General features: G+C 40.9%; 14 protein-coding genes and 1 pseudogene. 11 read left to right on the top strand and 4 right to left on the bottom strand.

The genetic code is table 11. The features are described from left to right. The first annotated feature begins 63 nt into the window (after positions 1-63). The 5 genes from NSP_RS18855 to secA all read left to right on the top strand — a co-directional run bounded on the left by NSP_RS18855 (position 64) and on the right by secA (position 5,361). A complete protein-coding gene (locus NSP_RS18855) occupies positions 64-972 on the top strand; it encodes an AAA family ATPase (RefSeq protein WP_006196812.1) in 909 nt (302 codons plus the stop codon). 61 nt (positions 973-1,033) lie between these two features. Beyond that, a complete protein-coding gene (locus tag NSP_RS18850) occupies positions 1,034-1,291 on the top strand; it encodes a type II toxin-antitoxin system RelN family antitoxin (protein ID WP_006196813.1) in 258 nt (85 codons plus the stop codon). Next, the gene (locus NSP_RS18845; RefSeq protein ID WP_006196814.1) at positions 1,281-1,637 is read left to right on the top strand and encodes a type II toxin-antitoxin system RelE family toxin; all 357 of its coding nucleotides are present in this window, start codon (positions 1,281-1,283) and stop codon (positions 1,635-1,637) included. Before NSP_RS18850 ends, NSP_RS18845 begins: the two co-directional genes overlap by 11 nt. A gap of 82 nt (positions 1,638-1,719) precedes the next feature. Continuing rightward, complete coding sequence (locus NSP_RS18840) at positions 1,720-2,313, top strand: diheme cytochrome c (RefSeq protein WP_006196815.1); 594 nt, start codon at positions 1,720-1,722, stop codon at positions 2,311-2,313. Positions 2,314-2,568: 255 nt separating this feature from the next. Further along, complete coding sequence (gene secA, locus NSP_RS18835; RefSeq protein ID WP_006196816.1) at positions 2,569-5,361, top strand: preprotein translocase subunit SecA; 2,793 nt, start codon at positions 2,569-2,571, stop codon at positions 5,359-5,361. 72 nt (positions 5,362-5,433) lie between these two features. On the opposite strand, the gene NSP_RS18830 is transcribed toward secA, so the two are convergent. After that, a complete protein-coding gene (locus NSP_RS18830; protein ID WP_006196817.1) occupies positions 5,434-5,763 on the bottom strand; it encodes a type II toxin-antitoxin system PemK/MazF family toxin in 330 nt (109 codons plus the stop codon). Next, positions 5,751-6,011, bottom strand: a complete 261-nt coding sequence (locus NSP_RS18825; protein WP_006196818.1) for an AbrB/MazE/SpoVT family DNA-binding domain-containing protein — start codon at positions 6,009-6,011, stop codon at positions 5,751-5,753. The genes NSP_RS18830 and NSP_RS18825 overlap by 13 nt, the downstream gene beginning before the upstream one ends. A gap of 179 nt (positions 6,012-6,190) precedes the next feature. On the opposite strand from NSP_RS18825, the gene NSP_RS24490 reads away from it, so the two are divergent. Further along, positions 6,191-6,340: a DUF4351 domain-containing protein gene (locus tag NSP_RS24490; protein ID WP_081450154.1), complete on the top strand. Its 150-nt coding sequence runs from the start codon at positions 6,191-6,193 to the stop codon at positions 6,338-6,340. A gap of 300 nt (positions 6,341-6,640) precedes the next feature. Here the strand turns inward: NSP_RS24490 and NSP_RS18820 are convergent, their stop codons facing one another. Continuing rightward, entirely contained in the window at positions 6,641-7,471 is an 831-nt protein-coding gene (locus NSP_RS18820) for a glycosyltransferase (protein WP_006196820.1), read from the bottom strand. A gap of 415 nt (positions 7,472-7,886) precedes the next feature. On the opposite strand from NSP_RS18820, the gene NSP_RS18815 reads away from it, so the two are divergent. Further along, the gene (locus NSP_RS18815) at positions 7,887-10,682 is read left to right on the top strand and encodes an NACHT domain-containing protein (RefSeq protein WP_017804337.1); all 2,796 of its coding nucleotides are present in this window, start codon (positions 7,887-7,889) and stop codon (positions 10,680-10,682) included. A 52-nt stretch (positions 10,683-10,734) separates the two neighbouring features. Here the strand turns inward: NSP_RS18815 and NSP_RS18810 are convergent, their stop codons facing one another. Next, positions 10,735-11,505, bottom strand: coding sequence for a transposase (locus NSP_RS18810; protein ID WP_017804336.1), 771 nt, complete (start codon positions 11,503-11,505; stop codon positions 10,735-10,737). A 74-nt stretch (positions 11,506-11,579) separates the two neighbouring features. Here NSP_RS18810 and NSP_RS27270 point away from each other — a divergent pair, with 74 nt between their 5' ends. The 4 genes and pseudogenes from NSP_RS27270 (at position 11,580) to NSP_RS18800 (ending at position 13,675) form a co-directional block, all read left to right on the top strand. Beyond that, a complete protein-coding gene (locus NSP_RS27270) occupies positions 11,580-11,705 on the top strand; it encodes a FitA-like ribbon-helix-helix domain-containing protein (protein WP_006198128.1) in 126 nt (41 codons plus the stop codon). 201 nt (positions 11,706-11,906) lie between these two features. Then, positions 11,907-13,185, top strand: a pseudogene (gene iscB / locus NSP_RS18805) (RNA-guided endonuclease IscB). Between the two features lie 20 nt (positions 13,186-13,205). Then, the gene (locus NSP_RS26390) at positions 13,206-13,376 is read left to right on the top strand and encodes a hypothetical protein (protein WP_006198129.1); all 171 of its coding nucleotides are present in this window, start codon (positions 13,206-13,208) and stop codon (positions 13,374-13,376) included. Beyond that, entirely contained in the window at positions 13,355-13,675 is a 321-nt protein-coding gene (locus NSP_RS18800) for a type II toxin-antitoxin system VapC family toxin (RefSeq protein ID WP_006198131.1), read from the top strand. The genes NSP_RS26390 and NSP_RS18800 overlap by 22 nt, the downstream gene beginning before the upstream one ends. The last annotated feature ends 57 nt before the right edge of the window (positions 13,676-13,732 follow it).

Raw genomic sequence — 13,732 nt, 5'->3', positions numbered from 1 at the left:
TCTAGCATAGGTAATTCTCCATTCCAATTCCTTACCCAATTAGAAAGATTTATTCTTTGGTGCATGAGAGAAAAAATTGATACCCTCACCCAAAATCTGGCTCGTACCATCGTTGGCAAAAACGAAGCCATCCGCTTAGTCCTAGTCGCCCTATTAGGTGGCGGTCATGCACTACTAGAAGATGTCCCTGGAGTTGGTAAAACTCTCCTCGCTAAATCCCTAGCCCGTTCACTGGATGGCCAATTTCAACGGCTACAATGTACCCCCGACTTACTACCAACTGACATCACTGGTACAAATATTTGGAACCCCAAAAGCGGCGAATTTACCTTTCTCCCAGGGCCAATATTTGCCAATATCCTCCTAGCCGACGAAATCAACCGCGCCACACCCCGCACCCAGTCAGCCTTGCTGGAAGTCATGGAAGAGCATCAAGTCACAATTGATAGTGTCTCTCGTCCAGTTCCTCAGCCGTTCTTTGTCATTGCTACCCAGAACCCCATAGAATATCAAGGCACTTTTCCCTTACCAGAAGCCCAGATGGATCGGTTCATGTTGTCCTTAAGTTTGGGCTATCCTGGGGCTACAGAAGAACTAGAGATGTTGCAAAACCTGCAAAACGGTCGGAGTTTTACTGATTTGCAGCCTTGTCTTACCTTGGCGGAAGTAGCTGAATTGCGTAAAGTCTGTTCGCAAGTCAGAGTAGAAACTTCTCTGCAACAATACATTCTCGAATTAGTCCGCTCAACAAGACAAGATGAAGAAATCACTTTGGGTGTAAGTCCGCGTGGTACTGTGGCATTACAAAAGGCTACCCAAGCCCTAGCTTTTCTCTTAGGGCGTGATTACGCTATTCCCGATGATGTCAAATTTCTCGTCCCTCACGTCCTCTGTCATCGCCTCATTCCCAGGGGAGGACGCAATGCTAGAACTGTAGTTGAGCGATTATTAAGGTCAGTTCCTATTCCTTAATGTCCTTGTCCTGTTGAGATTTGGGCGTGTTAGGATCTTCGACAAAACAAGTAGATAAAACATGAAAGCTATCGAAGTTACTGGCAAGATTGACGCTGAGGGCAATTTAGTTCTAGATCAGCCGATTCAGGGAACAACTTATCCTCATCAAGTGCGGGTAATTGTGTTAGTTCCAGAACAGGTAGAAATAGAAGCAGTTGACCCAGATGATACACCCGTTGAAGAAATTAAAGCCAGCTTGAAAAGAGCTTTACAACAAGCCAAAGCAGGACAACGCCTACCATTATCCCAAATGTGGGAGGGAATCGATGCCGAATGAACAGCCAATGGTATTAATCGATTTAACTCCTGAATATAAACAAAACTTACGTGACCTTTCCAAAAGATTTCGCAATATTCGTTCTGACTTACAAGGGATTATTGAACAATTACAACAAGGTAGTGTTCTGGGAGATAGAATTGGCGGCCTTGGTGAGGAATATGTTGTATATAAGGCGAGAGTTCGCAACAGTAATATCCAAAGAGGTAAAAGTGCTGGATACCGCTTAATTTATCAAGTTGAATCACCTACAAGTATTTTGCTACTAACAATTTATTCCAAGTCTGACCGAGAAGATATTAGTGTAAATGAAATCCGAGATATTGTGACTGATTTTTCAGTTTAATATGCTTGATTAATATATTAGGTCTGTGTAAGCTTTATGATTGGTTAAAAGCGCCACATCTAAGTATTGGGGAATGTGAGGAATGTCAAATTTTATCAAGCGTAAATTCCGAAAACGCCAACTCAAAGGCCGTTCCCTAGGCTTAATTGTGGTAATTTTAGCTTGGAGTCTGGCTATGGGCTGGCTGCTTTCCCTTGCCACTAGCGCTTACAGTGCTACTCCCACATCAGAAATTGGTACAGTTGACGTAGTACCTGCACAGTATCAGTTAGGGAAACAATTATATCTGGAGAACTGCTCCACCTGTCACATAGCTCTCCCCCCAGAAGTTTTACCCTCCCAAACCTGGAGAAATCTTTTACAAGACTCACAGCACTACGGCGTACAACTTAAACCTTTAATTGATCCTCCCCGGATACTCGTTTGGAGGTATCTTTCTACTTTCTCTCGTATACAGCGACAAGACGAAGCTACATCCTATCGCGTCAATTCTTCACGTTATTTTCAGGCTTTGCACCCCCAAGTCGATTTACCCCGTCCTGTTGAACTCAGCAGTTGTGTGAGTTGTCATCCGGGCGCGAGGGATTTTAATTTTCGCCGCCTGAGTGGGGAATGGGAAGAGGTAGGGGAGCAGGGAGCAGGGAGCAGGGGGGAGAAGACGGTAACTTCCCAATGACCAATGACCAATGACCAATGACCAGACTGTATGACTCAGTTGTGGGCAAAATGATACTATTAGATTAGTTGCAAATTTAAACTGAAAAATAACACCAATCGGTTTAATAAATGATTGGATCTACTTTTTGCTGTTTTTGAGTTAATTCTGATTTTCTACCCATCTAAAACCTAAATGGCTGGATTGGGTTAAATTCTTATAATCAATACAAAAACTTTATTCACCGTAACCCTTGACTTATTTCCATAATCTGCCATGCTAAAACTTTTGTTGGGCGATCCCAACGCTCGTAAGCTGAAAAAATACCAACCTTATATTAGTGAGATTAACCTCTTAGAGGAAGACATTGCAGCCCTTTCCGATGAGGAGTTAAAAGGTAAAACCGGAGAATTTAAAGAGCGGCTTGCTAAAGGCGAAACGCTGGATGATATTCTACCAGAAGCCTTTGCTGTGGTCAGAGAAGCCGGACGGCGAGTCTTGGGATTGCGACATTTTGATGTCCAGATGTTGGGCGGTGTCATCCTACACTCTGGGCAAATTGCGGAAATGAAAACCGGGGAAGGTAAAACTCTGGTTGCTACTTTGCCAAGTTATTTAAATGCTCTAACTGGTAAAGGTGTACACGTAATTACAGTCAACGATTACCTGGCTCGTCGGGATGCTGAATGGATGGGACAGGTACATCGGTTTTTGGGATTGAGTGTGGGACTAATTCAGTCGAGCATGATTCCCAGTGAACGCCAGAAAAACTATGCGTGCGACATCACTTATGTCACTAACAGTGAGATCGGTTTTGACTACCTGCGGGACAATATGTCCACATCGATGGCTGATGTGGTACAACGCCCGTTTAATTATTGTGTGATTGACGAGGTAGACTCGATTTTAGTTGATGAGGCGCGGACACCACTCATTATTTCTGGACAGGTAGAAAGACCTACAGAAAAATACTTACAAGCTGCTGAAATTGCTTCCAGACTGCAAGTAGATGAGCATTACGAGGTCGATGAAAAAGCTCGGAACGTGCTGTTAACTGATGAAGGGTTCGCGGAATCAGAAAATCTTTTGGGTGTTACAGATTTATTTGACCCGGAAGATCCTTGGGCGCATTTCATGTTCAATGCTATTAAAGCTAAGGAACTTTTCCTCAAGGACAAACACTACATCGTTGGTAATAAGGAAGTAGTAATTGTTGATGAATTTACTGGGCGTGTTTTACCCGGAAGGCGTTGGAGTGATGGTTTACACCAAGCAATTGAAGCGAAAGAACACGTAGATATTCAACCGGAAACTCAAACTCTGGCGACAATTACTTATCAAAATTTGTTCTTGCTTTATCCCAAACTCGGTGGGATGACAGGAACGGCAAAAACTGAAGAGCCAGAATTTGAAAAAATCTATAAATTAGAAGTTGCGGTAATTCCCACCAATAGAGTCAGAAGACGGCAAGACTGGCCGGATATGGTGTTTAAAACAGAACCTGGTAAATGGCGGGCGATCGCCGGAGAATGTGCCGAAATGCACGAACTCGGCAGACCAGTTTTGGTAGGAACCACCAGTGTGGAAAAATCGGAATATCTCAGTCAGCTGCTCAAGCAGATGGAGATTCCCCACGAACTGCTCAACGCTCGACCAGAAAACGTGGAACGGGAAGCGGAAATTGTCGCCCAAGCGGGACGCAGAGGTGCTGTAACCATTGCCACAAACATGGCTGGTAGAGGTACAGACATCATCCTGGGTGGTAACTCCGAATACATGGCACGTCTGAAGCTGCGGGAATACTTTATGCCGCGAATTGTCAGGCCAGAAGATGAAGATGTTTTTGGTGTGCAAAGAGCTGCTGGTTTGCCTACAGGACACGGTGGTGGTCAAGGTTTTGTTCCTGGGAAGAAAGTCAAAACTTGGCGAGCTTCACCGGAAATTTTTCCCACTGAACTGACAAAGGAAACGGAACAGTTATTAAAAGATGCTGTGGAAGTCGCTGTGCGGGAGTATGGCGATCGCAGTTTACCAGAACTGGAAGCTGAGGATAAGGTAGCTGTAGCAGCAGAAAAAGCTCCCATTGATGACCCTGTGATTCTCAGGTTACGGGAAGCTTACAACCGTGTGAAGGAAGAATACGAACAATTCACCGAATCAGAACACAATGAGGTAATTGAATTAGGTGGTTTGCACGTAATTGGTACAGAACGCCACGAATCACGGCGGATTGATAACCAATTGCGGGGACGTGCGGGACGACAAGGAGACCCCGGTTCGACAAGATTTTTCCTCAGTTTAGAGGATAACTTATTGCGGATCTTTGGAGGCGATCGCGTCGCTGGATTAATGAATGCTTTCCAAGTAGAGGAAGATATGCCCATTGAATCCGGGATGCTGACTCGCAGTTTGGAAGGCGCACAGAAAAAAGTTGAAACCTACTACTACGACATCCGTAAACAGGTGTTTGAGTACGACGAGGTAATGAATAACCAACGTCGCGCTATTTACGCTGAACGTCGTCGAGTTCTAGAAGGTCAAGACTTAAAAGAACAGGTAATCAAGTACGCTGAAAAAACGATGGATGAAATCGTTGATTTCTACATCAACCCAGACTTACCCTCCGAAGAGTGGGAGTTACAAAAGTTGGTGGACAAAGTGAAGGAATTTGTCTATCTGCTAGCGGACATGGAACCAACTCAGTTAGAGGATATGGGCGTTAGCGAGATTAAGGCATTTCTCCACGAACAAGTGCGAATTGCCTACGACCTCAAAGAAGCGCAAATTGACCAAATTCAACCGGGACTGATGCGACAAGCTGAAAGGTTCTTTATTTTGCAGCGTATTGATACTTTGTGGCGGGAACACTTGCAACAAATGGATGCTTTGCGCGAATCTGTAGGTTTGCGTGGTTATGGGCAGAAAGACCCGTTGATTGAGTACAAGAGCGAGGGTTATGAACTGTTCTTGGATATGATGGTCAACATCCGCCGCGACGTGGTTTACTCGTTGTTTATGTTCCAGCCTCAGCCTCAACCTGTGGCGCAGCCATCATCTGAGATGGTTTAAGGAAGGTTTTTCACGCTCCAGACGCACCAGGCGCAGAGAGTTTTCTGCGTCTTTGTTTTATGGTGAGGTTAATTATTCCCCAAACATTTGGGCTAGGACATCAAGAACTGTTTTTTGTGCTTCTACACTAATTTGACCAATAAATTTGACTAATCGAGTTTTATCCACTGTGCGAATTTGGTCAAGTACAATTTGTCCATTTTGTCCTTGAAATTGACAAGTTACCCTTGTTGGATATGTTTGTCCTTTTGTAGTCATTGGTGCAACAATTACGGTGGCAATATGGTGGTTGATCTCGTTTGGTGAAATTACTAAACAGGGGCGTGTTTTTTGAATTTCACTCCCGATAGTAGGATCAAGACTAACTAGGAAAACATCAAAGCGATTGACTACCACTCCCATTCAACCTGATCCCATTCTGTTGTATTGATATCATCTAATAGGATATCATCGTGTTTTTCTGCCATTGCTGCAAATGCTTTGTCCCAATTCGCCCTTGCTTGTTCAACTGGGCGAATAATCAGATGATTTCCATGAACTTCAATTTCTACTTCTGAGTTAATACCGCTTTGTTCTAATAGGATTTTGGGTATACGAAGTCCTTGGGAATTGCCGATTTTTACTATTCGGGTTTTAATTGCTTTACCCATTTTATTTTATTGGAAATAGGATAGTGTTTACATTGTAATTACATATATAACAATAGTCAAGTCGAAAGCCTCACGCAAGGTGGAAACTTCTGCTATGGGTTAAGATTTTTGTCACGCTCCAGGCGCAGAGAGTTTTTTTGAGTTGATCATTCAGGGACATCTGGCAAATTATCCGACTGTTGACTAAGCGATTTGGAGAACTGTCGGAGGAAATGCGCTCTTCGATTTATGGTTTATCTTTGCCTATTCTCGAAGATTTGAGCGAAGCATTTTTAAATTTTACGAGTTTAAATGATTTACAATCCTGGTTAGAATCGCTGGAAAATTAAATCAGTGAACAGTTATCAAGTGTCTCTTGACTGGTAACTGATAACTGATAACTGATAACTGATAAAGAGAGGGGTTGGGGGTGAGGTTATTTACTTTATTAAAACAGGTTCACCTTCCGTCTGTGGAAACTCATAAACCAAGCTAGTTTTATTCTGTTGCTGTCCAGTTAAATACCTAAACTCAGTTAAACGGGTATACAGGCGTTAATTGGGATAGTTGATTGTGATTTTAATCTCTCACGAATTCGCCAGTATATCTGCCACATTTATTTGAAATTTTTTAAGCAAAACTGTCCGTTGCTATAAAAGGTCTGGTCTGTACTTTTGCCAATAATAAAGATTGCATTCATTGTCATAATCCGTCCAGGTGTAGTATTCCAAATCAGGTGAATTTTGCCAAATAATTGAACTAGGATTAACAGCAATAATCCAACCAGCTTTTTTAACTAGTAAGCACAAATCTATATCATCAACGTGAAGACAAGAATCTTTAAATACTCCAAAATGCTGCACAACTTGATGGCGCAATAGGATTGATTTATCTGCACAAACGTCTACCCTAATATAAGGTTTATCTTTTAGTAGTTCATCATTTAAAATATGATTATCCTTGCCAAACTTTATTTTTGATGGTGCTGGCTCACTATTAATCAATCTCCCAAATTCTTGAATAGTCTTAGGTTCTGTTCTTTGATAAAGTTGAGAACCAACTAAGCCGACTTCATCATGATTTTGCAAAGTTGTAATTAGTGTACTAAGAGCCAATGGGTCTAGACGCACATCATCATTAAGTAGCCAGATGTAATCATATTTAAGTTTTCTAACATATTGTAAACCATAATAAAATCCACCATAATCACCTAACTTTTTACCAGTGTGCAGTACCTTAATATGAGCAAAATCAAATTTTTCTAAATAAGCTTGAGTCCTATCATCTGCTGCATTATCCACAATATAGATATCAAGTTTTGTCTGATATAATTTCAGTCTGCCAATATCTTCTAGCACTGAAAACAGAGAATTGAAGTCATTAAGAGTCTCAATAATAATTGCAACTTTTGTCATGTGTGTACGAGTAAAGTAGGTTTGTACCTCTGGTTGAGCTAAAAATCCTGAAAAGTAAGATTTCACTTTTGCAACTCTCCAAAACGCCTATTTTGATTTTCGATAATTCTCAATCGACTAATGAACTTAAAATATGCATTTTTCCCATGCATAATAAAAGCACACATAGCTCAAAAATGTAACTTGTTGTTTTTTTTAACTCGTCTGTCTAAAGAGTGAACAGTAACAACAAATTAAGGCGTACAAAGTAAAATATGCTACATCTAAGCAGCTTTTGTTTAATGGTTTGAATGTAAATTTGTTGTCAAATTGCCTACAATATAAGCATTACAGCACTCATGTTGAGTGAATAATCAGTGTGTTATTTCGCCCCGTCTTTGAAAAAAATCAAAAACTCCCATCAAGCTTTGCCGATTGCGCCTCCTCACGTATCATTAATCGCTTATACTCCTAATAGCAGGTTTTACGGCACAAGCGATCAATGGCAGAAGACCCAAAAGAACAGAACACACTCCTCAACCTTGAAGGCTTTTGGAAACTCCTAGATTCAAAGCTTATCAGTTTAGGTATTCCAGGGGCTTTAATTGGTGTTGCACTGGATTTCGCGCGTAAAACCGATTGGAAAAATGCAGGACTTTGTATATTGGCTGCTGGTGGTGTCTGGTTAGTTATCAAAGTTGGTAGCAAACTCAGCCCACAGATTGATAAGTTTTTAGATTGGATACTTAATACTCAAATTCCCAAATGGTGGACAACAGTTACAGATCGGTTTGGGGCGGAGTATCTTGCCGGACTAATCGCTGAATGTAAAGAATACCAGGGGCGCGGATTTAGTGGCGAAGGGCTGGATTTGGAAAATGTGTTTGTCCCCTTGGGTTTTAATTCTGAAACGCCAGCGTCTAATGCTCAAGATGTTACCTCCACTGGTCAAACTGAGTCGCAGCAAAATCTGGAATCCGGGCAAACAAGCATTCTAACTTTTGCTACTCAGCAGGAAAGTGAAATTGGCAGTTTGCTGAGAGGAATTACTAAAAAAAATTCGACGTGGCGACGATTGGTGATTTTAGGAGCGCCTGGTTCAGGAAAAACTACACTTTTACGGCACATTACGCTGCTGTTTGCTCTGCGAAAACAATCAAAATTGTATCGAGATTTGCCTGGACTCGTTCCTGTTTTGTTGAGGTTGAGAGATGTTGCTTCCGTTATTGTTGCAGATGATAGTTCCTCTCTAGCTCAAATAATTGCCAAAGCGGAGAAAGATGAACCATCAAAAACTCAGGACTGGTTTGAAAAGCAGCTTAACAATGGCAAGTGTCTGGTAATGTTAGATGGACTTGATGAAATTGCGGACTATGAGGAGCGACGCAAGGTAAGTAAATGGGTTTCTCAGCAACTCCAAAATTATAAGCAAAAATTACCGTTCATTTTGACATCGCGCCCAGAAGCTTACGATAAAGCTCTTCTGCCAAATACTCCAGCTTATTTTGTGCGGTCATTCACCACTGCACAGCGCAATAATTTTCTTTTCAACTGGTATTTCAATCTAGAAAAACGTAGAAATTCTGGGGGACAATCGCAAAAACAGATCAAGAAAATTGCCGAAACCAAAAAAAGCGAGTTAATGCGGCAAATTGATGCAGTTCCTTCACTGCGTTTGATGGCAACTAACCCATTGTTACTGGCATTGATTATTAATGCTTACAAGCAGAAAAACAGTCTGGCTCCAACGCAAACAGGGCTTTACAAGCAAGTTTGTGATGTGTTTCTCCAAGGACGGCAATCTGCTTTTGGAACTACCCGATATCCACTCAAGCCAGAGCAAAAACAAGAAGCTTTGCAGGCACTGGCACTGGAGATGACTAAACGCCGATTACTTCGGTTTACGCTAGATGAGAGAAATCAGGACAATAATATTTTTCTCGCAAAAGGGTTTCTTCAGACAGAACTAGCTCAGATGGTTCAGGCGGGACAAGAATTTAAACCAGAAGAGTTTATTGAAAAAGATGATATTGGTGTGCGAGAATTGTTGAGCGATCGCAAACAAGAAAAACTCTATGAATTTACGCATCGCACATTTCAGGAGTATTTAACGGCGGTTGAACTCACAAAGGCAGAGCATGAGCCTTATTTATTAGAAGTTTTTACGAAAGATCAAGAATACCTCGATTGGATGAGAAAAACCATTTTGTTTTATGCAGGCCAGGTCAAAGTAGATAAACTGATTGATGCGGCATTGAACAACCCAACAGTAGCAACCCTAACCCTCGCTTACGAGTGTTTGCAGAACAAGCTCAGAGTTAGTCGGGAGAAAGAGCAGGAACTACTGGACAAGGTAGAACAGGGTTTGAAGTCAGATGACGTGAAAGTTTTTAAGTTAGCAGCATCAGTGCAACTGCAAAAACGGCTATATCGTCTGAACGAAGATTGTTTTGTAGAAAGTTCAGAGAACGAAAACCAGCCTACAGTCATCACAACAGAAGCAGGTAAAAAAATCTGGGCAGTACAATTAGTAGATAATACTGAGATTACTGAGGCAGAATATCGGCTGTTTATCTTAGAGACAACCAACAGCGAGTTAACGATTGAAGACAAACCAAGTAAAATCGGCTTTGCACAAGGAAATGCTTTTTGTGCTTGGTTGAGTGAAAGAACTAGAGAGCGATTTAGTGACGCAGGAATCTGTTATCTACGGGAAACCTCAACAGATACATTCTGCCTAGTTCGGTTTCGCATACCGGAACAGTATCATCAACTCGCTTACTATCTAGCAGCAGGTATGTGGAAAGAGGCTGATGAGGAAACATTCAAAGTGATGCTGGAAGTGGCGGGATGTGAAAAACAAGGTTATCTAAAACCAGAAGACATTCGGCAATTTCCCTGTGAAGACTTGAGAATTATTGATAAACTGTGGGTTGATTATAGTAATGGACACTTTGGATTTAGTGTTCAGAAAGAAATATATCTCGAAGAGGGTGGAATCTTAGAAGGAAATCGAACAAGTTCGCCTTTTAAGAAGGCTCTTGCCCCATTCAGATGGATATATGAGCGTTTTGGTGGTAGAGTGAGAGATGAAGATGACGAATTTCGAGCTTTAGGCGCGTACGTGGATCGCGTGGGGTGGAGAGTGGAACAAGAGTGGATAGGAAGGGAACAAGTAATATATAGCACTTCAGCCCTAAAGGGACACTTACCCTATTGGAGTTGGGGTTATTGGGGGTTTGTTGTAGACTCTTTTCTCTCTTCTCTCGCGTCCAGACTTGTAAAATGTAACATATAAAGCTTTCAGAAGTTTGTAAACATTTATAACAACCTCCTTTCCCACGCAATAATCAACATTTCATAAATCCGATACCTGGCACGGGCGGCTCATAACAATTTGCGTGAATAAACTTTTCTGCTACCTCATGCACCTCCGTACTTTCAGTTACTTTTTGGTTATTCCAAGGTAAACTCATTTGCCCAGGCGACGACTTTTTAGCCTTCCCTCTCTTAATCATCGAAGGCAAAAAGCGACTTCCCCAATGATTTCGCTTCTCTGGTTTTGCCTTTGGTTTATATTTGCGACAAAATCGGCGATACCTAGCCGCGCACTCCTCCAACGTTCTCCCCAATTGTAAAAAGGCTGGATGCCATTGAGTGATGCCATCATTACTCAAACGGTCATGAGTGCCATAATTGCTAAAATCATAGAAAAAACCCTGCTGCATTCCCGCCGCTTTCGGGTTAGCGTGGATATATCGCAAAGTATTTAAAGCCCGTAACTTATCCGTATTCGCAAAACCCGTACTGTGATATCGTTTCTCCCAAAAATGCCCTGTGCGGTTCAACATTCGGTTAAAGCACATGGCAGTATACCAGTTGAGCCAGTGCATAATTTTGGGTAATTCCTCTGGCTGTTTGGGTTCCAGCAGGTAATGTACATGATTGCTCATAATGCACAAAGCATAGAGCTTAAATCCATACTTATCCTGTGCCTTCTTAATGGCATAAAGGAAAACTTCACGACATTCTAACCGCGTCAGCCGAAATTCCCGATTATTGCAACGGGTAGTAATGTGATAACAAAAGCCAGATTTAAGTTCGCGTTGAGGGCGAGGCATAACAATAGAAATTAATAAACAAAAGTTGCTAAATTAAATTTTAAAATAGGCTTATCACTAAAAAACCTGAAATTATGGCTCAAATCTTAGTTGAAAATTTAGACCCCTTGATTCTAGAAAAGCTAGAAACTCTTGCCAAACAACACGGTAGGTCTTTGCAAGAGGAATTAAAACATATCCTGCAACAAGCGAGAGCATAAATAAACGGAGTAATCTGTAGTTTATGTGAACCAAACCACTCAAAACATGAGTAAACGTTATCTAGGTCATAACACCTTGGGATTCGCTAGTCCCCTGCCATGTTGCTACTTATTAAACAATCCGCAAGGATAGTGTATTTAGCATAACAAGCTCAGATAACAAGGTTGAAGCAAACATTACCCTGAAAAGGTGAAATTTAAATGTCTAATTTTGTTCTAGTTCTTGATACCAACAAAAAACCACTTACTCCAATTCATCCAGGAGATGCACGTTTTTTATTAAATCAACAAAAAGCTGCTGTATTTAGAAGATTTCCATTTACCATAATTTTGAAAGAACCTAAATCTGAAGTTCCAACTCAACCGATTGAATTAAAAATAGATCCAGGGAGTAAAACTACAGGTTTTGCGTTAGTTCAAAATAATAAAGTCATCTGGGGTATGGAATTACAACACAGAGGTTTAGCTATTAAAGAAAGCCTAGAAACTCGAAAAGGAGTAAGGCGAGGAAGACGTTCTAGACATACTCGTTATCGTCAAGCTAGATTTCTTAACCGCACTAAACCTCAAGGTTGGTTAGCACCTTCTTTAAGCCATAGAGTTTTAACTATTAACACTTGGGTTAAAAGATTATGTAATTTTGCCCCAATAACTGACATAGTTCAAGAGCTTGCTAGGTTTGACCTACAGCAGCTAGAAAACCCGGAGATATCAGGCTTTGAGTATCAACAGGGAGAGTTACAAGGGTATGAAGTCCGTGAATATCTTTTGAATAAATGGAATAGAAAATGTGCATACTGTACTGCGGAAAATGTCCCTTTACAAGTTGAGCATATTAAACCAAAAGCCAAAGGAGGAACTAATAGAATTTCTAATTTGTGTCTAGCTTGTGAGAAATGCAATATCAAAAAAGGTACTCAAGATATTGAGAAGTTTTTAGCAAAAAAGCCTGAGTTGTTGAAGCAAATTTTATCCCAAGCCAAGCGTCCACTAAAAGATGCGTCTGCTGTAAATTCAACGAGATGGGCTTTATTTAATAAGTTAAAAGAAACTGGATTACCTATAACAACAGGTTCAGGAGGTTTAACTAAGTTTAATAGAACTCGTTTAGGATTGCCTAAAACTCATTGGATTGATGCTGCTTGTGTAGGAAAAGTTGAAACTCTCAAAATACTGACAACAAAAATTTTAACAGTAAAAAGCACGGGGCATAGTTGCAGAAGATTCTGTAGGATCAATAAATTTGGTTTTCCTTGCACTGAGCCTAAAAAAAATATTCACTCATGTTTCTACAGGAGATTTTGTTAAGGCTACTTTGCACAAAGATCGTAAAAACATAACTTCTGGAAAGTATGTAAGTCGTGTTAAAACTCCCACAAAAAACGGATGTGAGATTGTTATCAATGGTTTTAGAGTTGAATTTTCAACAATGAAAGATATTACTAAGGTTCATTGTAGTGACGGGTATAGCTACGTTTGAATACGGAAAACTACAATTTTATGAGATTAAATGCAAAGACTGAAAGACAAGCACATCAACACAGTAGCGGGGACATAGAACAAGTTAAACAAGCAGCCTTCCGAATTAGACAGCAGTTAGCTGGTGGTATCCATACCGATAGCACTGAACTGATAAGAGAGCTAATCTTTTGGATAGAACTCACGAATTAATAGCACCAGATTTATTACTACCTGAATTTGGTAATATTCTTTGGAAAAAAGTTCAGCGTGGACAAATTAGTGTAGAAACCAGTCGCCAAATTTTGCAAGAATTTAAAGCCGTTAAGTTACCTTTGTTAGATACTGCCGTTGACCAGGCGATCGCACTACGAAGAACTGTGTATGATTGTTTTTACCTTGCTCTTGCTGTGACGCAACAATGCCAGATGGTGACAGCAGACGAGAAATTTTACAATGCGTTGCAAAACACTACTTACATAAATAATCTTCTGTGGGTGGAGAATATTTAAAGTCAGATGCCAGCGTCAAGCCCCTACTTTCACTGCTAGACTAAATACAACCCTCAC

Origin of the sequence: Nodularia spumigena CCY9414 (genome assembly GCF_000340565.2) — a bacterium.
Classification (GTDB): domain Bacteria; phylum Cyanobacteriota; class Cyanobacteriia; order Cyanobacteriales; family Nostocaceae; genus Nodularia; species Nodularia spumigena.
This window is presented reverse-complemented; position numbering and strand designations above follow the sequence as displayed.